This window comes from Enterobacter sp. 3U4 (genome assembly GCF_057224565.1).
The window spans coordinates 638,936-659,509 of sequence record NZ_CP136665.1; the positions used below are offsets into that span (position 1 = coordinate 638,936).

The window sequence follows — 20,574 nt, forward strand, 5'->3', positions numbered from 1 at the left end:
TTTCGACACAGCCGGGTTCCGGTTTTCAGACTATCACTTTTTTTTCATTTCCCTCTCGACAGCATGATTTTTTTCAGGTTATTTTCTAAGCATGCCACATCGGTGGCAGCGTCGCTCGGACGGTCCGGGCGCTAACGTTAATCTGAGGAATCTATGGCTGAATTCAGTCCTGAACGCCGTTTTACGCGTATCGATCGTCTCCCCCCTTATGTTTTCAATATCACTGCTGAACTGAAAATGGCTGCGCGTCGACGCGGCGAAGATATTATCGATTTCAGCATGGGTAACCCTGACGGCCCAACGCCACCGCATATCGTTGAGAAGCTCTGCACGGTTGCCCAGCGCCCGGATACGCATGGCTACTCGACCTCTCGCGGTATTCCCAGATTACGTCGCGCGATCTCGCGCTGGTATCAGGATCGCTATCAGGTTGATATCGATCCGGAAAGTGAAGCGATTGTCACCATCGGCTCGAAAGAGGGGCTGGCACACCTGATGTTGGCCACCCTGGATCATGGCGATACGGTGCTGGTGCCTAATCCAAGCTACCCGATCCACATCTACGGCGCGGTGATTGCCGGGGCTCAGGTCCGTTCCGTGCCGCTGGTGGAAGGCGTCGATTTCTTTAACGAACTGGAACGTGCGATTCGCGAAAGCTATCCGAAACCCAAGATGATGATCCTCGGTTTCCCGTCGAACCCAACGGCCCAGTGCGTGGAGCTCGATTTCTTCGAGAAAGTCGTCGCCCTGGCCAAGCGGTATGACGTGCTGGTGGTTCACGATTTAGCCTATGCTGACATCGTCTATGACGGCTGGAAAGCGCCTTCTATTATGCAGGTTCCGGGCGCGCGTGACGTGGCGGTAGAGTTCTTTACGCTGTCAAAAAGCTACAACATGGCGGGCTGGCGTATTGGCTTTATGGTGGGTAACAAAACGCTGGTGAGCGCACTGGCGCGCATTAAGAGTTATCACGATTACGGCACCTTCACCCCGCTGCAGGTCGCGGCTATTGCTGCCCTGGAGGGCGACCAGCAGTGCGTTCACGAGATTGCCGCCCAGTATAAGCGCCGCCGTGACGTGCTGGTAAAGGGCTTGCATGAAGCGGGATGGATGGTGGAAATGCCGAAGGCGTCTATGTACGTCTGGGCAAAAATTCCGGAGCCGTACGCGGCGATGGGATCGCTGGAGTTTGCCAAAAAGCTGCTGCAGGATGCGAAGGTGTGTGTGTCACCGGGCGTTGGCTTTGGCGATTATGGCGACACCCATGTGCGATTTGCCCTGATTGAAAACAGCGACCGCATTCGTCAGGCGGTGAGGGGCATCAAGAGCATGTTCCGGGCCGACGGCCTTATCTCCTCGAAGAGCGTGACTGAAAATCCCGCGTCGACATGACATAAAAAACAGGAGCCGAGGGCTCCTGTTTTTTTGACTGCATGTTCTTCACTAGATCATCAGGGCAAAGGTTCCGGCCCAGACTAAAACAATCACCGAAATGCCCATAAAGAAATATTTCACGTTTCATCGCTCCGCGTATCTTGTGGTACGCATTTAAAAACAGAGTCCACCTGATTATAGAGAACTGAAATCCGGTCAAAACGGAAATGAGAATTTTCCCGTTTCGCCGCTCACTCCAGCTCAGAATTCTGTGCTTTCCTGTTGCCAGACGGCGCTAATGTACGCCTAAAAATGAGGGGTGACAAGAGGGGATTTTTTAAATAATTTCCGTTACTTACGAGTGTCGTGGAACGGCGACAGTTTGATTTCGCATCGCAATAAATTCACTTTGGGCGACGCAATGAAAAGACGATTTCTCAACGGGATGACAGGTGATTGAAAAGGTTAGTTTCTTAGCGAAACTAACCTTAATGAAAGGCTTAAATATAGAGCGAGGCTTCGCCAAGAGGGCGGGTTTTGAAACGACGATGCATCCACAGATACTGCTCTGGCGCGCGCATGATTTCAGTTTCGATGACTTTGTTGATAAACGCCGCGGCTTCGCACTCGTTTTCCGGATAGTTAGCCATTTCAGGAGAGATGTGCAGACGATAGCCTGATTTATCTGCTTTTCTCACCATCGTCACGGTCAGCATGGAGGCGCCTGACAAACGAGAAATGACAAAGGTGCCGTTAGTCGTCGCAACGTCTTTCACCGCAAAGAAGGGCGCAAAGCTGCTGCCTTTACGTCCATAATCCTGATCGGGTGCAAACCAGACGGCTTCACCTTTCTTCAGGGCACCGACCATACCGCGCAGGTTGTTACGGCTAATCATCGCCTTATTGGAACGCATGCGGCCTCGCGTCTGCACCCACTCCATCAGCTCACTGTTGTGAGGTCTGTAGGTTGCCATCATTGGCTGACAAAGCCCCATTACGCGGCCGCCCAGCTCCAGCGACATAAAGTGAACGCCAACGACCATCACGCCGCGTTTTTGCATCTGGGCGCGTTTAAGGTTATCCAGTCCTTCCACGTCAAACCACTTGCGGACACGCTCATCCGGCCAGAACCAGGCCATGCCGGTTTCAAGCAGCGCCATGCCGATAGACTTGAAGTTTTCAGCGATGAGTTTCTCGCGCTCTTCGGCATTGTACTGAGGAAAGCAAAGCTCAAGATTTTTACGCGCGATGGATTCGCGACGTTTCAGGAAAACGCGGGAAGCGCTGCCCAGTTTAGATCCCAGCAAACGCAGAACAGGGTACGGAAGTTGAACCAGCAGCCAGAGTACGCCAAGACCAAACCATGTAAACCAGTAACGCGGGTGCAAAAATGCGCGTTTGAAATTGGATTGAGACAAAATAGATAAACCTATGTAGAGCCGGTGAAAGTAACGCATAGTGCGATACCACGTGCCTATTAGACCGTAGTACAAGGTCATGGTTGCAGGCTTTACCGATCTTTACGGCGTTACCTGGCCATAGCTGACATTGGGTGGGCGGCATAATGTAACACCGTTATACGATATGTGCTATTACTCGTTTTTGATTAAAAAAGCGGCAATTCGGGAGGTGCTTGATTTTACAGTTTTTATAATCACTCATGTTCAATAGCATGCCATCTGCCCGATCCATGAAGGTAGGGCACCTTGTAATCAAGACGTGAACGGATAAAAGAGCAGTGTATTTATTCGTGACCGATTACGTACTTGAGAAATTTATTTATCTCTTCCGCCTATATCATCCAGGAAAATTCCGTATGAAATTTCTGATGTATTATTTACATAATCAATGATTCGGTTTTTTTTCATTATTTAAAAGTATTCTCTTTTTTCGTTCTGCAATAATGCATTGCAGTCCATTTATGATTTTTGGTCTCAGGTTTTTGATGCAAATCATTGTAAGGTGGTTTTCTTGGCGTCTATCTGTCTGTAATCATTTTTTCGATACAAATATTCGGTTTGCATAACAAAAGCAGTGTCTTTTACTAAGGTGGCAGAGTAATCCGCCATAATATTTTAGTGTAAAATTCTTAAGAAATTTCTCATTTCAGATAAAAGATCTGTGTATTTGATTTTGTTTCGATCATTGTTCTAATATTGCGCATCAAGAACGACACCGTGAAATTGGCATAGCAAAACAAAGAGGGATGATGAGATGGCTGACAGTTTTCAGAATGAGGTGCCTAAGGCACGTATTAACCTGAAGCTTGATCTGCATACTGGCGGAGCAAGCAAGAAAATGGAATTACCCTTAAAGTTGCTTATTGCGGGTGATTTCAGCAATGGGCAGGACTCTGCGACAATATCTGAGCGCGAAAAGGTTAACATCACCAAAAATAATTTTGATAGCGTTCTTTCCGAATATTCCCCAAAAGTAAATCTGACCGTTAAAAATACGCTGTCTGATGATGGTGGCGAGGACAACATTCAGCTGACTTTCCAGAGCATGAAAGATTTCACGCCAGAGCAGGTGGCCGCTCAGATCCCGCAGCTGAAGGCGATGCTGGCGATGCGCAACTTGCTGCGCGATCTGAAGGCCAACCTGCTGGATAACCAGACTTTCCGAAAAGAGCTTGAAAAAATCGTTCTGGACCAGTCGCTTAGCGCTGAGTTGCGAAATGAACTCTCTGCACTGGCATCAAAAAAACCTTAATCATCATGCTGTTTTAACGGATTTATCAAGGAATGCTCATGTCTGTACAAAATAATATTGCTGGCGGTGAAAGCGTGGTGCTGGAACGTCCCGCTGCGGGTGGGGTATACGCCTCCTTGTTTGAGAAAATCAATCTGAGCCCTGTCTCCGAGTTGAGCGCGCTGGACCTCTGGCAAGATGCGCAGGCGATGTCGGATGCGACCGCTGACGAGCGTCTGACGGCCGGTATGCAGGTCTTTCTGGAATGCCTGACCAAGGCAGGCTCGAAGGTCGACAAACTGGATAAAAACCTGATCGATCACCACATCGCTGAGCTCGACTACCAGATCAGCCGCCAGTTGGACGCTGTAATGCATCATGACGAGTTTCAGGCAGTTGAGAGCCTATGGCGAGGGGTAAAGTCGCTGGTTGATAAAACAGATTTTCGCCAGAACGTGAAAATTGAGCTGTTGAGCATGTCTAAAGAAGACCTGCGCCAGGACTTTGAAGATAGTCCGGAAATCATCCAGAGTGGTCTCTATAAACACGCCTACATTGATGAATATGATACCCCGGGCGGCGAGCCGATTGCGGCGCTGATTTCCGCTTATGAGTTCGATGCTTCAGCGCAGGATGTCGCCCTGCTGCGCAACATCTCTAAAGTATCTGCGGCTGCACATATGCCATTTATCGGCTCGGCAGGCCCGAAATTCTTCCTCAAGGAGTCAATGGAAGACGTTGCTGCGATTAAAGATATTGGTAACTATTTTGACCGCGCAGAGTACATCAAGTGGAAATCGTTCCGCGATACGGACGATGCACGCTACATCGGTCTGGTCATGCCCCGCGTACTGGGACGTTTACCGTATGGTCCGGATACCGTTCCGGTTCGCAGCTTTAACTATGTAGAAGAAGTCAAAGGTCCGGATCACGACAAATACCTGTGGACGAATGCGTCGTTTGCCTTCGCGTCCAACATGGTGCGTAGCTTTATCAACAATGGCTGGTGTGTACAAATCCGTGGCCCGCAGGCCGGCGGTGCGGTTCAGGATCTACCTATCCATCTGTATGACCTGGGTACCGGCAATCAGGTAAAAATCCCGTCTGAGGTAATGATCCCTGAAACGCGTGAATTCGAGTTCGCGAATCTGGGCTTTATTCCGTTGTCCTACTACAAAAACCGCGACTACGCCTGCTTCTTCTCAGCCAACTCCGCTCAGAAACCTGCGCTGTATGATACCGCAGATGCGACGGCCAACAGCCGCATCAACGCCCGCCTGCCGTACATCTTCCTGCTGTCGCGTATCGCCCATTACCTGAAGCTGATTCAGCGCGAAAACATCGGTACCACTAAGGATCGCCGACTTCTGGAACTGGAGCTGAACACCTGGGTCCGCAGTCTGGTGACCGAAATGACCGATCCGGGCGACGAACTTCAGGCATCTCACCCGCTGCGTGATGCAAAAGTGGTAGTGGAAGATATTGAGGATAACCCGGGCTTCTTCCGCGTGAAATTGTATGCGATTCCGCACTTCCAGGTGGAAGGGATGGACGTCAACCTGTCGCTGGTTTCCCAGATGCCTAAGGCGAAATCGTAAGGCGAGGGGTGAGCAGGGATGAAAATTTATCGCCCACTTTGGGAGGATGGGGCCGCTCTGGCCCCGCAACAGTTCCAGCAGCAGGTCCGTTGGGGTGAGCACGTTGCCAGCATGGTCGCCCGGATGGGTATTTCTCATCCCTGGGGCGTGGTTGCGGCAGAGTTTGATGATGCTGCACTTGCGCTTTCGCGCCTGAATGCCATCCGCCTGGTCGTACGTTTCCAGGATGGCACGATTGTTGATACGGATCTGGCGGATAATATTCCGCCGGTCTGTGATTTGTCTGCTGCAAACGGCTCAGAGGCTGTTGAGGTGGTGGCCGCATTGCCGCTACTGAGCGCCAGTGGTGGCAACCTCGATAACGGACAGGATAGTGAGCGTCCCCGTCGCTGGAAAGCCGAACGTGTGGTGGTGCAGGAGCTGGCTGGTCATGAAAGCGGGGAACTCGCCATTCTACGTAATGCGCTAACCCTGCGTCTGTCCAGCCAGGAAAACAAGGCATACTTAACCTGTCCGGTGACCCGTCTGGTGCGTAATGCTCAGGGGCAGTGGGGTCGGGACCCTGCTTTCATTCCCCCAATGCTTTCCGTTTCTGCAAGCCCGTCTCTGAACGCAGAATTGGGTGATCTACTGGTTCGTCTGCAGGCCCGTCGTCGTCGCCTGATGGCCATGCGCCGTGAAAGCAATGAGCGGATGGCAGACTTTGCTGTCGCGGATGTCTCCCTGTTCTGGCTGCTGAATGCTCTGAACAGCGCCGAGCCGGTGTTAACGGAACTTCTGCAGACGCCCGATCGTCACCCTGAACTCCTGTACCGTGAACTGACCCGTCTTGCCGGCAGCCTGCTGACATTTTCACTGGAGCATGACGCCGGGGACATTCCTGCTTATCAGCACGATGCTCCTGAACGGGTATTTCCACCGTTGCTGGCACTGCTGGACAAGCTTCTGGAAGCGAGCCTGCCGTCGCGGGTAGTAAGTATCCACCTGGAGCATCAGGACCAGATCTGGAAAGGTGCCCTGCACGACGCGCGTCTGCGCGAAGAGGCTGACTTCTATCTCTCAGTACGTTCTTCCATGCCGAACCATGAGCTTCAGACAAAATTCCCGCAGCTGTGTAAAGCGGGCAGCTTTGATGATGTTTCGGATGTGGTGAATGTAGCTCTTAGTGGGATGCTTATTAAGCCTTTGACGCATGTTCCGGCCGCTATCCCGTTGCGCCTTGAGAACCAGTATTTCTCGCTGGATCTGAGTAGTGAGGCGGCTCGCGCGATGCTTGAGATGGGCTGTTGCACCTTCTATACCCCGCGCTCGCTGGGGGATGTTGATCTCGAACTCTTTGCGGTGCTGCGTACATGAATAAATCTGAACTCAGTCAGATAGAACATATCTTCTACCCGGGCTGGCTGATGGCCAGCCAGTTGCGGGGTGGTCAGGAAGTACGTGACGGGGAAGGGCTCTATCGCCGTGCCTGCCGTCTGGTACGAGAGGCGAAAGCTGCGCTCACGGAGGCAGGTTACAGCGACATCAGCCGTGACCATATGGTGTATACCCTGTGTGCACTGCTTGATGAGAGCGTGATGAACCGGGGAACTACCGATGATGGCTACCTGATCTGGCGCCGTGACCCGCTGCAGGCACACTTCTTTGGTACCCTCAACGCCGGTGAAGAGCTGTGGGAAAGGATCCGTAACCTGCTGAAAGAAACGGCCCCTGATACCGCTGTCCTGACCTGTATGTACCGGACTCTGCAACTGGGGTTCGTGGGTCAGTATCGCGCTCAGGATGATGAGCGTAGGGAAGATATTGTTCGTGCTCTCGCAGAGCGGGTGCCCGCCTTCACATTGGCACAGGATGCCCCCATTGTTGCCCGCGCATCGCGGCTGCGCAGCGGCCGTCGCTGGTACTGGCTAGGCTGGGTAGTGGCCGCTGTCGCTCTGACTGCTCTCTGGGTTTTCCTTTCGACTTCTCTTACCGGGCTGGTAAGCCAAATCGTCAGGCCGGGGTAAGCGATGCGGGATACGTACCGAAGTCTGTTAACTGCCCAGGGGGCCATTCTGGCGCTGTGGCTCATTCTGGGATTCTGGCCACTGTCCACGGGCAGTCGTGTAGCTCTCGGCCTGCTGGTTGTTCTGGTGTCCGGGGTGATGTTCTGGCGTCAGTGTCGGGCTTCGCAGACGCGGGCAACTGCTGTTCGGGAAATTGTGGATGAAAACCTGCCGCCGGAAGATTTTCAGGGGGCAGTGATCCTCGTCTGTGGTGACAACGCCCCGCTGTTTGTGTCCGGTTCCCGTCACCGGGAAACCCGGCAGGGCTGGTATCTATGGGTGAAGGATGCGGAACAACTGCCTTTATTTGCACAGCACCTGAGCCTGGTACGCCCGGCCCTGGTGTCGCAAATCTCCGTCATGCTGGCGGTGGTCCCTGAACAGCACATATCCAGCGATGATTTTACCCAGTCTCTTCGGGGCTGGCAGCGGGCCGTTGTCCAGTGCCGTGCGGCTTTTGGCACTTTGCCCCCGCTGTGGACCGTGACCTGGGTATCACCCCCTGTGGTCTGCGCTCAGGCAGAGCCCGTCTGGTTTATCACGGTCAGCCAGCGAAGCGGCATTCAGGTGTACCAGCCCGGTCAGGGCAATGTCTCACTGACAGAGTGGACCCGGGAGAGCGGCGCAGATGGACGCCTTTCGCGTCTGAATCAGGGCCTGTGGCTGGAGAGCCTGCTTGCCTGGCAGAACAGTGCGGTGAATGACCTGCTGTCGGTACGCCGGGGCGAACTGCCGGTGATGAAGCCCTGCGTACAGGGCATGTGCATGGTGCCGGTGAGCGGTATCGGGGGCAATCTCTGGCAACAGCACATCACTACCGTGACGGCGCTGCCACCGGATACCGTTGTGACGACAGATCCACTGCCGCTGCCTGAACTGCTGCTGCCAGCGCTGCCGCGCCGACGGGGCGTCAGCAGCAGAATGGTGTTCTGGCGTTACGCCGGGTTGCTGGGCGGGATTTTCCTCGCGCTGGCCATGCTGGCGTCCTGGATGAACAACCAGCGTCTCATCCGTAATGTGGGTGATCATCTTGCGTTGTATCACCATCTGACGGGGAAGCCTGTAGCACCGAAACTGCGCGCACAGCAGCGCCTCAGAGCCGATGGCGCATTGTTGGACGACTGGGCGCGTCGCGGGGAACCACTACGTTATCGCCTGGGGCTATATCAGGGGCTGCGCCTGATTCCGCTCGTTGAGGCCGCTCTCAGCGACTGGGCACCTCCGCCGCCGCCGCCACCGGTCATCAAGAAAATCATTCAGGGTCCGAAAACCATCCGTCTTGACAGCATGTCGCTGTTTGATTCGGGCAAATCGGCGCTGAAGGCAGGTTCCACCAGGATGCTGGTGAATTCACTGGTTGGCATCAAAGCGAAGCCCGGCTGGCTGATTGTCGTGTCAGGGCATACCGATAACACCGGCAATCCGCAACTGAACCAGACACTCTCTCAGAAACGTGCCGAAGCAGTGCGCGACTGGATGCGTGACACCGGTGACGTGCCGGAAAGCTGTTTTGCGGTGCAGGGCTATGGCGAAAGCCGCCCTGTCGCAACCAACGACACCCCGGAAGGGCGTGCGCTTAACCGCCGTGTCGAAATCAGTCTGGTACCGCAGGCAAGTGCCTGTCAGATACCCGGCAAAAACCCGGCGTCATCGCAGGATGATGGCGTCTCAGAAAATAAAACGGAGTAATTAACATGGCAATTCCTGTTTATCTTTGGCTGAAGGACGACGGCGGCGCGGACATCAAAGGTTCTGTTGACGTTCAGGATCGTGAAGGCAGCATTGAAGTGGTCGCTCAGGAACATAATTTGTACATCCCGACCGACAACAACACCGGCAAGCTGACCGGCACCCGCATCCACACGCCGTTCCTGTTCACGAAGGAAATCGATTCCTCCAGCCCGTACCTGTACAAGGCGGTGACCACCGGTCAGACCCTGAAATCCGCTGAATTCAAGTGGTACAAAATCAACGACGCGGGCCAGGAAGTGGAGTATTTCAATACCAAACTGGAAAACGTGAAGGTAGTGAAAGTGAATCCTGAAATGTATGACATCAAGGATCCTTCTAAAGAGAAGCACAACCACCTTGAACGCGTTGAACTGCGTTACGAAAAAATCACCTGGACCTACAAAGACGGCAACATCATTCATTCCGATTCCTGGAACGAACGCGCCACCGCGTAATCCTGATGCGGGCAGGTTTTCCTGTCCGCAGTTTTTTGCTGAGTGCCTGAGATGCGGGCACTCAGCAAAGAAAACAATCTGCCTGCCTGACCTTATGCGCTTTGGTGAACAGCGAGGGGCGGTAGCGTGTCCAGGAACCGACAAAGAGAGAATCTCATGGAAAATCCAGCCATCCTGTTACGTCGTCTGAACCCTTACTGTGCCCGAGCAATGGAAGGCGCAGCTTCGCTCTGTCAGACCCGTGCCCATGCCGAAATTCTGCCGGAGCACTGGCTGCTGAAGCTGCTGGAGCAGGGGGAAGGTGACCTGACTGTGTTGGCGCGTCGCTATGAATGGGATATGGATAGCATTTGGCAGGATTTGCTTGGCTGGCTCGACAGACAACCTCGCTCCGTGCGCCATCGGCCACAGCTCTCTGATGACATCCAGACTCTGATGCAGCAAGCCTGGCTACTTGCATCACTCAATGGCGAAGAGCACATTCGCAGCGTCCATCTGCTGATGGCCCTGGTGGAAAAACCGAAACTGGCACGTTGTGACGGCCTTTGGCCGTTGTTAACGCTTGGTCAGAGCCAGCTGGAGCGCCTGCGACCTTTACTGGATGCACAATCGGATGAACGCCCGGACGTGCAGCAGGAAGCAGAGCTGGCGCAGAGCCACGGTGGCGAGGTGGAGTTTGTCGGCCGTCCGGTGGGTGCAGAACTGAAAGAGGGGGAACTGACCCCGGCCCTGCAGAATGCGCTGGATAAATTCACGCTCGACGTCACCGCCAAAGCGAAGGAAGGGAAGATCGATCCTGTGTTTGGCCGTGACACAGAAATCCGCCAGATGGTCGACATCCTCTCCCGTCGCCGCAAAAACAACCCGATTCTGGTCGGCGAGCCGGGCGTGGGGAAAACCGCACTGGTTGAAGGCCTGGCGTTGCGTATTGCCGAGGGTAATGTGCCTGAATCCCTGAAAACGGTTACTCTGCGTACCCTTGACCTTGGCCTGCTGCAGGCCGGTGCAGGCGTGAAAGGCGAGTTCGAACAGCGGCTGAAAAACGTCATCGATGCGGTGCAGCAATCACCGTCCCCGGCCCTGCTATTTATTGATGAAGCCCACACCATCATCGGAGCGGGTAACCAGGCGGGGGGCGCCGATGCGGCCAACCTGTTGAAACCTGCGCTGGCGCGTGGTGAACTGCGTACCATCGCGGCCACCACCTGGTCTGAATACAAACAATATTTCGAGCGCGACGCGGCCCTGGAGCGTCGTTTCCAGATGGTAAAAGTAGATGAGCCTGACGATGACACCGCCTGTCTAATGCTCCGTGGTTTGAAATCCCGCTATGCCGAACACCACAATGTGCATATTACCGACGATGCGGTTCGCGCGGCAGTTACGCTTTCGCGCCGCTATCTGACGGGCCGCCAGTTGCCGGATAAGGCGGTTGACCTGCTCGACATCGCCGCAGCGCGCGTCCGCATGGGCCTCGACACGGTGCCGGAACAGCTTACCTGCATTCGCTCGCAGATTACCTCTCTTGAAATGGAGAAGCAGGCGCTGCTTGAGGATATTGCTGTCGGCAATCAGAGCCATGGTGAACGCCTGACCGTCATTGAGCAGGAAGAGAACGCTCTTATCGTTGCTCTCGACGAGCTTGAAACGCAGTACGGGCAGGAACTGAAACTCACCGAACAACTGCTGGAAAGCCGCCAGGATATCTCCCGTCAGAGCGAGACGCACGCGCTGCAGCAGGAACTGAACGGCATGCAGCAGAGCAACCCGCTGCTCTCCGTGGATGTGGACGTGCGCACCGTTGCCAACGTGATAGCTGACTGGACAGGCGTGCCGCTGTCATCGCTGATGAAAAATGAGCAGACCGAACTGCTGACCCTGGAAAAGGAAATTGCTAAACGCGTGGTCGGACAGGATGTGGCGCTCGAAGCCATCGCCCAGCGTCTGCGTGCGGCAAAAACGGGTCTCGCATCCGAGAATGGCCCGCAGGGCGTGTTTCTGCTTGTTGGACCGAGCGGGGTGGGGAAAACCGAAACCGCGCTTGCGCTGGCCGATGTCTTGTACGGCGGTGAGAAGTCACTCATTACGATTAACCTCTCTGAATACCAGGAGCCGCATACGGTTTCCCAGCTGAAGGGCTCCCCTCCTGGTTACGTCGGTTATGGCCAGGGAGGGATCCTGACCGAAGCCGTGCGCAAGCGACCATATAGTGTGGTTTTGCTCGATGAAGTCGAAAAAGCCCACCGCGACGTGATGAACCTGTTCTATCAGGTCTTTGATCGCGGCTTTATGCGCGATGGCGAAGGGCGTGAAATCGACTTCCGCAACACCGTCATTCTGATGACCTCGAATCTTGGCAGCGACCATCTGATGCGGCTGCTCGATGAACAGCCGGAGGCCAGCGAAGGCGATCTCCACGAACTGCTGCGTCCGATACTGCGCGATCGCTTCCAGCCCGCGCTGCTGGCCCGCTTCCAGACCGTCATTTACCGTCCGCTGGCGGAAGCGGCTATGCGTACCATCGTGGAAATGAAGCTGTTACAGGTTAGCAAGCGCCTGCATCGACACTACGGCCTGACCACGCACATTGATGAGAGCCTGTATGACGCCCTGACCGCCGCCTGCCTGCTGCCGGACACCGGCGCACGCAACGTCGACAGCCTGCTCAATCAGCAAATCCTGCCGGTGCTGAGCCAGCAGCTGCTCACGCACATGGCCGCGAAGCAGAAGCCGCAAAGCCTGACGCTGGGCTGGGATGACGAAGAAGGGATTGTGCTGGCGTTTGATTAAGTGGTTTATCTAAAGGGTAGCAATTATGGACAGCGCAAAAGAGATTGCCAGAGATATGCTTGAGGCCATTCATATCGATGGGGCTGGGTTTATCGGTGCTGTGGCGAAAGGTGTTATTTCCTTACCCGTCAGCCTTGCCTATCTTGGCTATGATTTTATAGATACGGAACACCGCAGAGAGAATCAGGATGATAAATTTCGGTTAGCAGCACTGGTTAAAAAAGTAACTTTTAACGATGAGATAATTTATAAGGTTATTAAACCATTTATAGATGATTTTGTTTCTCATGTAGATATGCATAAAATTTCACATTTTTCAAAAAATATAACTGGAAGTGTTATAGGTAAAATGATGTTCTCGCAGTTTACGGGAGTTAACCTCGGAAGGGCGATTATATCTCAAGGCGTTGGTGCCTTTTTTTCTGGTTCTGTTGCTGGTGGTGTATTGGGAGTTGGTGCTGAAGCATCAAGATCTATTTATACATCACGGTACTTGCGTGAAAGAAACCCCATAATGTATGAGAAATTAAACAGTATGGGTGATTTTGATCTTTTTTATTATCTTGTTGAGGACATTGTTAGACCTTATGAGACGGCTTGTGAAATTGCAAAGATAAATCCTGAAGAGTTTAATAATGTCTGCGAATACTTCTTTGGAGGTTTATGAATATAAAAGATTTTATACTTATCATTGTTTCACGGATCGTAGCCGGTATCGGGATGACGCTAGGAACTATCAGTATGATTTACTCTTTCTACTGTTTCTTTTTTTCAACCAATCCTTATCGCTTTATTCTAGGTGGGGCAGGTATAGTAGCCTTTCTCATAGGTTATGGACTTTATAAACTCGCCTTGAAATATATTTATGATGAATGGGAGCATTATAGATAGTATTCATCATATTTGTTGAGTTTGGTTCTATTTAATATCACTCTAACCCAGGACAGGAATCATAGAAATGGAAAATATATTTAAAATGACAGAGGGTATCCTTAATCGCTATAAACTGGATATTCCTTCCTGCCCTTATCCATTGGATGTGGAACGTTTTGATGGTTTAGAACAAATGAGTGCTCTCTATCATTACACCATTCGTTTTACCAGTTCACATCCGGATCTTACGGCTGAAATGATGTTAAGTAAAACCGCTACGCTGAGCATGGGGGTGGGGAAATTATTAGATTCTGTTGTCGGTAAAATTGTTCATGGTGTGGTGACAAATTTCCGACGCCTGGCCGGTTCACGCGATCAGGTTACGTATGAAATTATTCTGGAACCTTTTATATCCTTACTGGATAAGCAGTTTCGTACTCACCGTTTCTTCGTCAACAAATCAGTGCCGGAAGTGGTAGAGCAAATTCTTGGCGAGCATGGTTTGAAGGGGTGGGAATATGAATTCAAGCTTAAACAAACCTACCCAAAACGGGAACAGATAAATCAGTACCAGGAAAGTGACCTCGCGTTTATCGAACGTCTGCTGGCTGAGGTAGGGATTTTTTACTTCTTCACCCTGCAACCGGATACCCAGACTGAAGTGGTGCACTTTGCGGATAAGCAGAGTGCCTGGACATTCGGTAAAAAACTGCCGCTTAACAGCCCTTCGGGCACCAATGACAATGCCGTTGACTCGGTGTGGGATATCCACGTCTGGTACAACGTGGTGGAACGTTCGGTCACCGCCAGCGACTATAACCATCGCGAAGCGCAGAATATTCTGACGTCCGTCCCGGCAGACATGACCCGGGGCGACGGTGACGGTATCACTTATGGTGATGTGTATCACTATCGTCCGCGTCACCTCGAGCGGGGTGACAAAATTACCCCTGCAACCGAAACCGGTAACTTCTGGGCTCGTCTGGAGCATGAACGTTTTTTGTCCGCCCAGACTACAGTGACCGGAAGCAGTACAGACCACACCCTGGGTCCGGCACAGGTATTGACTATCACGGAAACGGCTATTCCGCCAACGCTGCCCCGGGAAACGGAGAATGGTGTTGTTGTTATTCGCACTGGCTACTACGGCAGCCGTAAGAATGCCTTGAAAGTGACATGGGTAGCGATGCCGTACTACGAGAACCGCTGCTGGCGTCCAGCCGCGAAAAAGCGTCCGGTGGTCAGCGGCACCCTGATAGCGCGTGTGACCAGTGCCAAAGATAACGACATCTACGCCTGGCAGGATGCATCCGGCATGTACCGGGTGAAGTTCGATGCCGACCGCGACGATAAACGCCAGGGCATGGAAAGTATGCCGGTGCGGTTTGCCAAGCCTTACGGTGGGGACAAATACGGATTCCACTTCCCGCTGATCCAGGGCACTGAAGTTGCCATTGCGTTCCACGAAGGTGACCCGGACAGGCCGTATATAGCCCATGCCCTTCACGACTCTCGCCACGTCGACCACGTCACTGAGGCCAACAGCACGCGCAATGTTATCCGCACAGCTGGCCTGAACAAGCTGAGGATGGAGGACAAGCGGGGTGAGGAGCATATCAAGCTCAGCACGGAGTACGGGGGTAAGACGCAGCTCAATTTAGGTCACAACGTGGATGCTTCCCGCGAACTGCGCGGTGAGGGTGCGGAGTTGCGTACCGATCGGTATGTTTCCATCCGGGGCGGTGCCGGGGTGTTTATCACAGCAGATAAACAACCGTTTGCCGGGGACAAGATGCTATCCATGCAGGAGGCGATTGCCCAGCTTGAGAATGCCCTGAGTATTGCCCGAAGCATGTCAGATGCCGCTGAAACCGCACAGGCGCTACCCGCTGATATTCAGAGCCAGGTGAAGTTGAGTGATGCCCTCAAAGATCTGGTGCAGCCAGGAATGGTGTTGAATGCACCAGAAGGCGTGAGCATCACCAGCCCACAGGCGGTTCGCATGGCGTCGGGTAGTGCCAGCGTTGGGATCATGTCGCAACAGAATACAGACATTAGCGCACTTAAACGATTTACTGTAGCAGCAGGTGAAGCCGTGAGTATGCTGGCCCGAAAGGCCGGAATGAAACTTTTTGCTGCTAAGGGAAAAGTAGAAATTCAGGCTCAGGATGATGCGCTTGATGCGATAGCCAAAAAGGATGTGACCGTAACCAGCACCGATGGACGGGTAGAAATCACGGCTGCGAAAGATGTCGTGCTGAAAAATCTTGATGGGTCGTTCATCCAGCTGCAGGGTAAGAATATTATTCTGGGCTGTGGAGGCAATATCCTGTTGAAATGTGCCAATGTTCAGAAAATGGGACCAGCAACTGTAAGTTCACCTCCACATGAATTCCCTAAAGGTTATGGAGGTGTTTATGCTCTCAATGATGAAAGTGGGAACATCATTCCTAATACTGAATATAAAGTGACGACAGCAGATGGGCAGGTATTCCATGGGATTTCAGATGAAAATGGCAAAACACTGCCAATTTATACTTCAATGCCGGGTAAAATCAATATTGAAATACTTGGAACTGGTAACTCAACTGCAGAGAGCAATAAATCATGACCGATTACCATGCATGGGAAGCCAGTGAGTGCGAGCATTTCACTGATGTTAATATTTCCGAGAAAATAGTTGTCTGCAAACGAAAACCCGTTCCGGGAATAACTATCACGATCGGGATGTTTTTTGATGGTACAGGGAATAATGCGTTTAATACCCAGAATCGCATCCTGGAGTCCTGTTCTCATCTTGACGTTGGAATGAAGCCAGAAGACGCTGAAGCCTGCGCCAAAAAGCTAGGGAAAAATCTTGATAATGCGGGGAGTTATATTGGCTATTATTCTAACATCCACTGGCTTAATACGCTTTACGCCACAAATGACGAAGTGATTGAGGGACAAACAGTTTATCAACGAGCAGTCTATGTACAGGGGATCGGTACCGATAAAGGTAGTAGCGATAGCTCGATAAGTATGGGGACAGGCAGTTGGTTTTATGGTGTCGTTGAAAAAACAGATGAAGGCGTCAGCCTTATTTCTGAACAAATTTCGAAATTTCTGGTTCTTAACCAAGGGCAAAATTTTGCAATTGAGAAAATCCAGTTTGATGTTTTTGGATTTAGTCGCGGTGCGGCGGCGGCTCGCCACTTTGTTAACCGTGTAAGAAATAACGATAAAGCTATACAGCAGGCCATAACGAAAGGGCTTGGTGGTCGAAATCAGCATGGGAAACCTGCAGGTGAAACCCGCTTTCTGGGGTTATTTGATACCGTTTGCGCCGTAGGTACAGTCAGTAATCTATTTGATGTTCATAGTGGTGTGAACCCCGGAGTTGAGCTGGGCCTGCCTCCAGATATTGCACAGAAAGTCTTTCAGATAACGGCAATGCATGAGTGCCGATACAACTTCAGCCTGAACAGTATTAAGGAATCCTGGCCGGAACTGGCTTTGCCGGGAGCACATTCCGATATCGGCGGTGGCTATAATCCAAAGGAAAAGGAGTATCTTTTTCTGACCGAGCCCCAAAATGAAACTGTCAGTGAGAGTATCCCTCCTGAAGTGACCGATATCTACCGGCGTTCAGCGGCTGAAATACCTGACTTAAAGAGCCTGCCAGCGTTAAGTGCGATAATTCCGAGTGGTGAAGTAAAAACAGAAACCTGGTACGACTATCTTGTTAACGAGGATAAAAAACGTGGTGGCATCACACAAAAACGTGTAGGTGCGGCAGTCACTATTGAGAGGGTAGTGACTAATGACTGGAGTAAAGTTAGTTTACGGGTGATGCTGGATGCGGCTCAGGAGGCTGGAGGCTTATTTAATGAGATCCTCCCCAAGGATGAGAATTTCTCTTTACCGCCTGAGCTCGAAGCTTTGTGTCAAAAAGCAATTGACCAGGGTAAGGCTGTGAGAAATGGTGGTGTGCCGACGCCTTTTATCTCACCAGAATTACAGTTAATTGGCAAATATATTCACTGCTCCGCTCACTGGAACCCTGTGGTTGTAAAAGATGTCTGGCTGGATGGGAATAAAGTGAAAACCATCTACGGGGCAGTGAAATCATCTGATTTGCTTTTTTATATCAATCGTCCAAATCCGGGTTGGCTTCGAGCTGTCTGGAATATGCAGGGAGGGAAATCATGAAATCAATCGCCAGAATTATTTCGATTTTATTTCTTTTGGGCTCTGTTAGTGCCTGTGCTAGTGAGAAATCTAACAGCCTCAAATCGCCCTGGGACAAGTGGTATTTCGCTTTTACTACGCCAAAAGCTTTACCAGCACAGGTTACATTGTTAAAACTGTTGGATGTCGATGGTTATGCATCGACATATCGGACTATCGATCAGCCACAAGGGATCAGTGTAGGTAAATGGAGTGAACGTAACTCTGCAGGGAATACACAGTTTAATAAAGCCAAAAGGCTTCCGCAAATAATGATATTCTGCTGGGATTCAATTATTGACAAGAAAATATATCAGTCAACTTTATTTTTTACGCATGATGCATGGGCTAAAATGATTAACCCTTATCCTGATGTTTTAGAACCTGGGAAAGATGCATACCGGCAGACGATGCTGATAGGGTTGGCCCCGGAAGGGATAGTACGGGTTTGGTTGAGACAATATGGTCATTCGGACATCCCATTAAATGATACAAAAATAACGACTGTTTCAGGTAAAGACCTTGACATGTGCAAAGGTGAAACGAACTTTCCTAATGGCTATGAATATAGCGAGAGTATTAAGAAATTTATAAATGGTAAAGAATACCCTTATGGCTCATGGTGAACCAACATCTTTAAAAGATGGTAGTGCGCTAAATATCCGCGAATCATTCAAGCCTCGGTTGGGGGTGCGTTGTCTGAAATATGCAGTGAGGGAAATCATGGAAACTATCACCAGAATAACTTCGGTTTTATTACTTGTGGGTTTTGCTAACGCCTGTGCCAGTGAACAACCTAACAGTTTTAAAACCCCGTGGGACAAATGGTACTTTGCCTTTACTACACCAAAAGCTCTACCAGCACAGGTTACATTGTTAAAACTGTTGGATGTTGATGGTTATGCATCGACATATCGGACTATCGATCAGCCGCAAGGGATCAGTGTAGGTAAATGGAGTGAACGTAACTCTGCGGGGAACACCCAGTTTAATAAAGCCGACAGGTTGCCACAGATAATGATATTTTGTTGGGACTCAATCATTGATAAAAAGGTTTATCAGTCCACTTTATTCTTTACTCAGGATGCTTGGAATAAGATGACAACCTCTTATCCTGATGTCTTAGAACCTGGGGAAAATGCATATCGGCAAACGATGTTAATAGGATTAGCGCCGGAAGGAAAAGTACGGGTCTGGTTGAGACAATATGGCCATTCGGATATCCCATTAATTGATACAAAAATAACGACAGTTTCCGGTAAAGACCTTGATATGTGTAAGGGGGTAACGGGAAGTGATTTTTCCTATGGGTATAGTAATACAACCAAAGAGTTCATCAAGGGTAAAAAATATCCTTATGGTTCATGGTGAACCAACTTCTTTAAAAGATGGTAGTGCGCTAAATATCCGCGAATCATTCAAGCCTCGGTTGGGGGCGCGTTGTCTGAAATATGCAGTGAGGGAAATCATGGAAACTATCGCCAGAATAACTTCGGTTTTATTACTTGTGGGTTTTGCTAACGCCTGTGCCAGTGAACAACCTAACAGTCTTAAAACCCCCTGGGACAAATGGTACTTTGCCTTTACCACACCAAAAGCTTTACCAGCACAGGTTACATTGTTAAAACTGTTGGATGTTGATGGATATGCGTCTACATATCGGACTATTGATCAGCCGCGTGGAATCAGTGTCGGAAAATGGAGTGAACGTAACTCTGCGGGGAACACCCAGTTTAATAAAGCCGACAGGTTACCACAGATAATGATATTTTGTTGGGACTCAATCATTGATAAAAAAACATATCAGTCAACTTTATTTTTTACGCATGATACATGGGCTAAAATGATTAGCCCTTATCCTGATGTTTTAGAACCTGGGAAAGATGCATACAGACAGACGATGCTGATAGGTTTGGCACCTGAGGGAAAAGTACGAGTCTGGTTGAGACAATATGGTCATTCGGACATCCCACTAAATGAAACAAAAATAACGACTGTTTCAGGTAAAGACCTTGATATGTGTAAAGGGGTGACAGGGCATCCTGATGGGTATGTTTACTATGGAGATACTCCTGATTTTATCAAAGATAAGACATACCCTTATGGTAATTGGTAATCGTTGTAAATAGTAATTTGTAATGATGAGAATCATTAACCATTAATGATCTATCATGCTTTTGTGAAGGGTGTTTTTATGAAACCATTTTACGTATTAATGTTGTTTTTTATCTCCGCTTTGTGTTTTTCTGAAACTATCACTATAGACCCAACATCAACAACTCAATCCGACGATGCAAACTCAATGGCTAATGTTTATCGTTTGGGCATGGGTGTTCCTAAGGATATGAAAAAAGCATTTGAACTCTATCAGGTTGCTGCTGAACTGGGAAATACGGATGCTCAGGTCGATTTAGGTGACATGTATTATTCTGGCGAAGAAACCTCTCAGAGTTACGAAAAGGCCAATTATTGGTATGAGAAGGCTGCGAAAAACAACAACGCTAAAGCTCAGATGTATTTAGGTTACGCATACCTTAATGGTAAGGGCGTTGCTGTGGATTATGATAAAGCCAAAAATTTTCTCGAGCTTGCAGTTAATCAAGACGAGCCTTCAGCCATGTATCATTTAGGTACGATGTATTTTGATGGTAAAGGAATTGCTGTAAATAGAAGTAAGGCCATCCCACTATTCCAAAAAAGCTGCTCTGCAGGTGATTCTAATGCGTGCGATAAGTTAAAAGAAATTAATATAGAGAAATAATGTTTTACCTGCATAAAGAAATGAATATCAGGAAACGAAAAAGGGAG

Annotated in this window: 17 protein-coding genes; 15 read left to right on the top strand and 2 right to left on the bottom strand. The window is 50.4% G+C overall.

Annotated features, from left to right (window positions below; all coding sequences use genetic code 11):
• Positions 1-153 precede the first annotated feature (153 nt).
• Complete coding sequence (gene alaC, locus RVY89_RS03080) at positions 154-1,392, top strand: alanine transaminase (RefSeq protein ID WP_484826861.1); 1,239 nt, start codon at positions 154-156, stop codon at positions 1,390-1,392.
• 51 nt (positions 1,393-1,443) lie between these two features.
• Here the strand turns inward: alaC and ypdK are convergent, their stop codons facing one another.
• Both ypdK and lpxP read right to left on the bottom strand, forming a co-directional pair.
• Positions 1,444-1,515, bottom strand: a complete 72-nt coding sequence (ypdK, locus tag RVY89_RS03085; RefSeq protein ID WP_099458937.1) for a membrane protein YpdK — start codon at positions 1,513-1,515, stop codon at positions 1,444-1,446.
• Positions 1,516-1,874: 359 nt separating this feature from the next.
• Entirely contained in the window at positions 1,875-2,831 is a 957-nt protein-coding gene (gene lpxP, locus RVY89_RS03090; protein ID WP_484826862.1) for a kdo(2)-lipid IV(A) palmitoleoyltransferase, read from the bottom strand.
• A 757-nt stretch (positions 2,832-3,588) separates the two neighbouring features.
• Between lpxP and tssB the strand changes: the two genes are divergently transcribed.
• The 14 genes from tssB (at position 3,589) to RVY89_RS03160 (ending at position 20,527) form a co-directional block, all read left to right on the top strand.
• Complete coding sequence (gene tssB, locus RVY89_RS03095; RefSeq protein ID WP_484826863.1) at positions 3,589-4,086, top strand: type VI secretion system contractile sheath small subunit; 498 nt, start codon at positions 3,589-3,591, stop codon at positions 4,084-4,086.
• Between the two features lie 32 nt (positions 4,087-4,118).
• Positions 4,119-5,663: a type VI secretion system contractile sheath large subunit gene (tssC, locus tag RVY89_RS03100; RefSeq protein WP_484826864.1), complete on the top strand. Its 1,545-nt coding sequence runs from the start codon at positions 4,119-4,121 to the stop codon at positions 5,661-5,663.
• An 18-nt stretch (positions 5,664-5,681) separates the two neighbouring features.
• A complete protein-coding gene (tssK, locus tag RVY89_RS03105) occupies positions 5,682-7,019 on the top strand; it encodes a type VI secretion system baseplate subunit TssK (protein ID WP_484826865.1) in 1,338 nt (445 codons plus the stop codon).
• Positions 7,016-7,669 (top strand): type VI secretion system protein TssL, short form, encoded by a 654-nt coding sequence (gene tssL, locus RVY89_RS03110; RefSeq protein WP_484826866.1) that lies wholly within the window; start codon positions 7,016-7,018, stop codon positions 7,667-7,669. Before tssK ends, tssL begins: the two co-directional genes overlap by 4 nt.
• Positions 7,670-7,672: 3 nt before the next feature.
• Positions 7,673-9,397, top strand: a complete 1,725-nt coding sequence (locus tag RVY89_RS03115) for an OmpA family protein (protein ID WP_484826867.1) — start codon at positions 7,673-7,675, stop codon at positions 9,395-9,397.
• Positions 9,398-9,402: 5 nt separating this feature from the next.
• The gene (gene hcp / locus RVY89_RS03120; protein WP_023325816.1) at positions 9,403-9,894 is read left to right on the top strand and encodes a type VI secretion system effector Hcp; all 492 of its coding nucleotides are present in this window, start codon (positions 9,403-9,405) and stop codon (positions 9,892-9,894) included.
• A gap of 156 nt (positions 9,895-10,050) precedes the next feature.
• A complete protein-coding gene (tssH, locus tag RVY89_RS03125) occupies positions 10,051-12,684 on the top strand; it encodes a type VI secretion system ATPase TssH (RefSeq protein ID WP_484826868.1) in 2,634 nt (877 codons plus the stop codon).
• A gap of 25 nt (positions 12,685-12,709) precedes the next feature.
• A complete protein-coding gene (locus RVY89_RS03130; RefSeq protein WP_484826869.1) occupies positions 12,710-13,351 on the top strand; it encodes a hypothetical protein in 642 nt (213 codons plus the stop codon).
• Between the two features lie 291 nt (positions 13,352-13,642).
• On the top strand, positions 13,643-16,168 hold the full coding sequence (locus RVY89_RS03135) for a type VI secretion system Vgr family protein (RefSeq protein ID WP_484826870.1): 2,526 nt from the start codon (positions 13,643-13,645) through the stop codon (positions 16,166-16,168).
• Entirely contained in the window at positions 16,165-17,748 is a 1,584-nt protein-coding gene (locus tag RVY89_RS03140; protein ID WP_484826871.1) for a T6SS phospholipase effector Tle1-like catalytic domain-containing protein, read from the top strand. Before RVY89_RS03135 ends, RVY89_RS03140 begins: the two co-directional genes overlap by 4 nt.
• Positions 17,745-18,392 (top strand): DUF2931 family protein, encoded by a 648-nt coding sequence (locus RVY89_RS03145; protein ID WP_484826872.1) that lies wholly within the window; start codon positions 17,745-17,747, stop codon positions 18,390-18,392. The genes RVY89_RS03140 and RVY89_RS03145 overlap by 4 nt, the downstream gene beginning before the upstream one ends.
• A 97-nt stretch (positions 18,393-18,489) precedes the next feature.
• The gene (locus RVY89_RS03150) at positions 18,490-19,137 is read left to right on the top strand and encodes a DUF2931 family protein (protein ID WP_484827894.1); all 648 of its coding nucleotides are present in this window, start codon (positions 18,490-18,492) and stop codon (positions 19,135-19,137) included.
• A 97-nt stretch (positions 19,138-19,234) separates the two neighbouring features.
• Positions 19,235-19,882, top strand: coding sequence for a DUF2931 family protein (locus RVY89_RS03155; RefSeq protein WP_484826873.1), 648 nt, complete (start codon positions 19,235-19,237; stop codon positions 19,880-19,882).
• 78 nt (positions 19,883-19,960) lie between these two features.
• The gene (locus RVY89_RS03160; protein ID WP_484826874.1) at positions 19,961-20,527 is read left to right on the top strand and encodes a tetratricopeptide repeat protein; all 567 of its coding nucleotides are present in this window, start codon (positions 19,961-19,963) and stop codon (positions 20,525-20,527) included.
• The last annotated feature ends 47 nt before the right edge of the window (positions 20,528-20,574 follow it).

Bases quoted from the DNA above. Each gene is read 5' to 3' on its own strand.
- alaC (WP_484826861.1), top strand. From the start codon at position 154: ATGGCTGAATTCAGTCCTGAACGCCGTTTTACGCGTATCGATCGTCTC.
- lpxP (WP_484826862.1), bottom strand. From the start codon at position 2,831: ATGCGTTACTTTCACCGGCTCTACATAGGTTTATCTATTTTGTCTCAA.
- tssB (WP_484826863.1), top strand. From the start codon at position 3,589: ATGGCTGACAGTTTTCAGAATGAGGTGCCTAAGGCACGTATTAACCTG.
- tssC (WP_484826864.1), top strand. From the start codon at position 4,119: ATGCTCATGTCTGTACAAAATAATATTGCTGGCGGTGAAAGCGTGGTG.
- tssK (WP_484826865.1), top strand. From the start codon at position 5,682: ATGAAAATTTATCGCCCACTTTGGGAGGATGGGGCCGCTCTGGCCCCG.
- tssL (WP_484826866.1), top strand. From the start codon at position 7,016: ATGAATAAATCTGAACTCAGTCAGATAGAACATATCTTCTACCCGGGC.
- RVY89_RS03115 (WP_484826867.1), top strand. From the start codon at position 7,673: ATGCGGGATACGTACCGAAGTCTGTTAACTGCCCAGGGGGCCATTCTG.
- hcp (WP_023325816.1), top strand. From the start codon at position 9,403: ATGGCAATTCCTGTTTATCTTTGGCTGAAGGACGACGGCGGCGCGGAC.
- tssH (WP_484826868.1), top strand. From the start codon at position 10,051: ATGGAAAATCCAGCCATCCTGTTACGTCGTCTGAACCCTTACTGTGCC.
- RVY89_RS03130 (WP_484826869.1), top strand. From the start codon at position 12,710: ATGGACAGCGCAAAAGAGATTGCCAGAGATATGCTTGAGGCCATTCAT.
- RVY89_RS03135 (WP_484826870.1), top strand. From the start codon at position 13,643: ATGGAAAATATATTTAAAATGACAGAGGGTATCCTTAATCGCTATAAA.
- RVY89_RS03140 (WP_484826871.1), top strand. From the start codon at position 16,165: ATGACCGATTACCATGCATGGGAAGCCAGTGAGTGCGAGCATTTCACT.
- RVY89_RS03145 (WP_484826872.1), top strand. From the start codon at position 17,745: ATGAAATCAATCGCCAGAATTATTTCGATTTTATTTCTTTTGGGCTCT.
- RVY89_RS03150 (WP_484827894.1), top strand. From the start codon at position 18,490: ATGGAAACTATCACCAGAATAACTTCGGTTTTATTACTTGTGGGTTTT.
- RVY89_RS03155 (WP_484826873.1), top strand. From the start codon at position 19,235: ATGGAAACTATCGCCAGAATAACTTCGGTTTTATTACTTGTGGGTTTT.
- RVY89_RS03160 (WP_484826874.1), top strand. From the start codon at position 19,961: ATGAAACCATTTTACGTATTAATGTTGTTTTTTATCTCCGCTTTGTGT.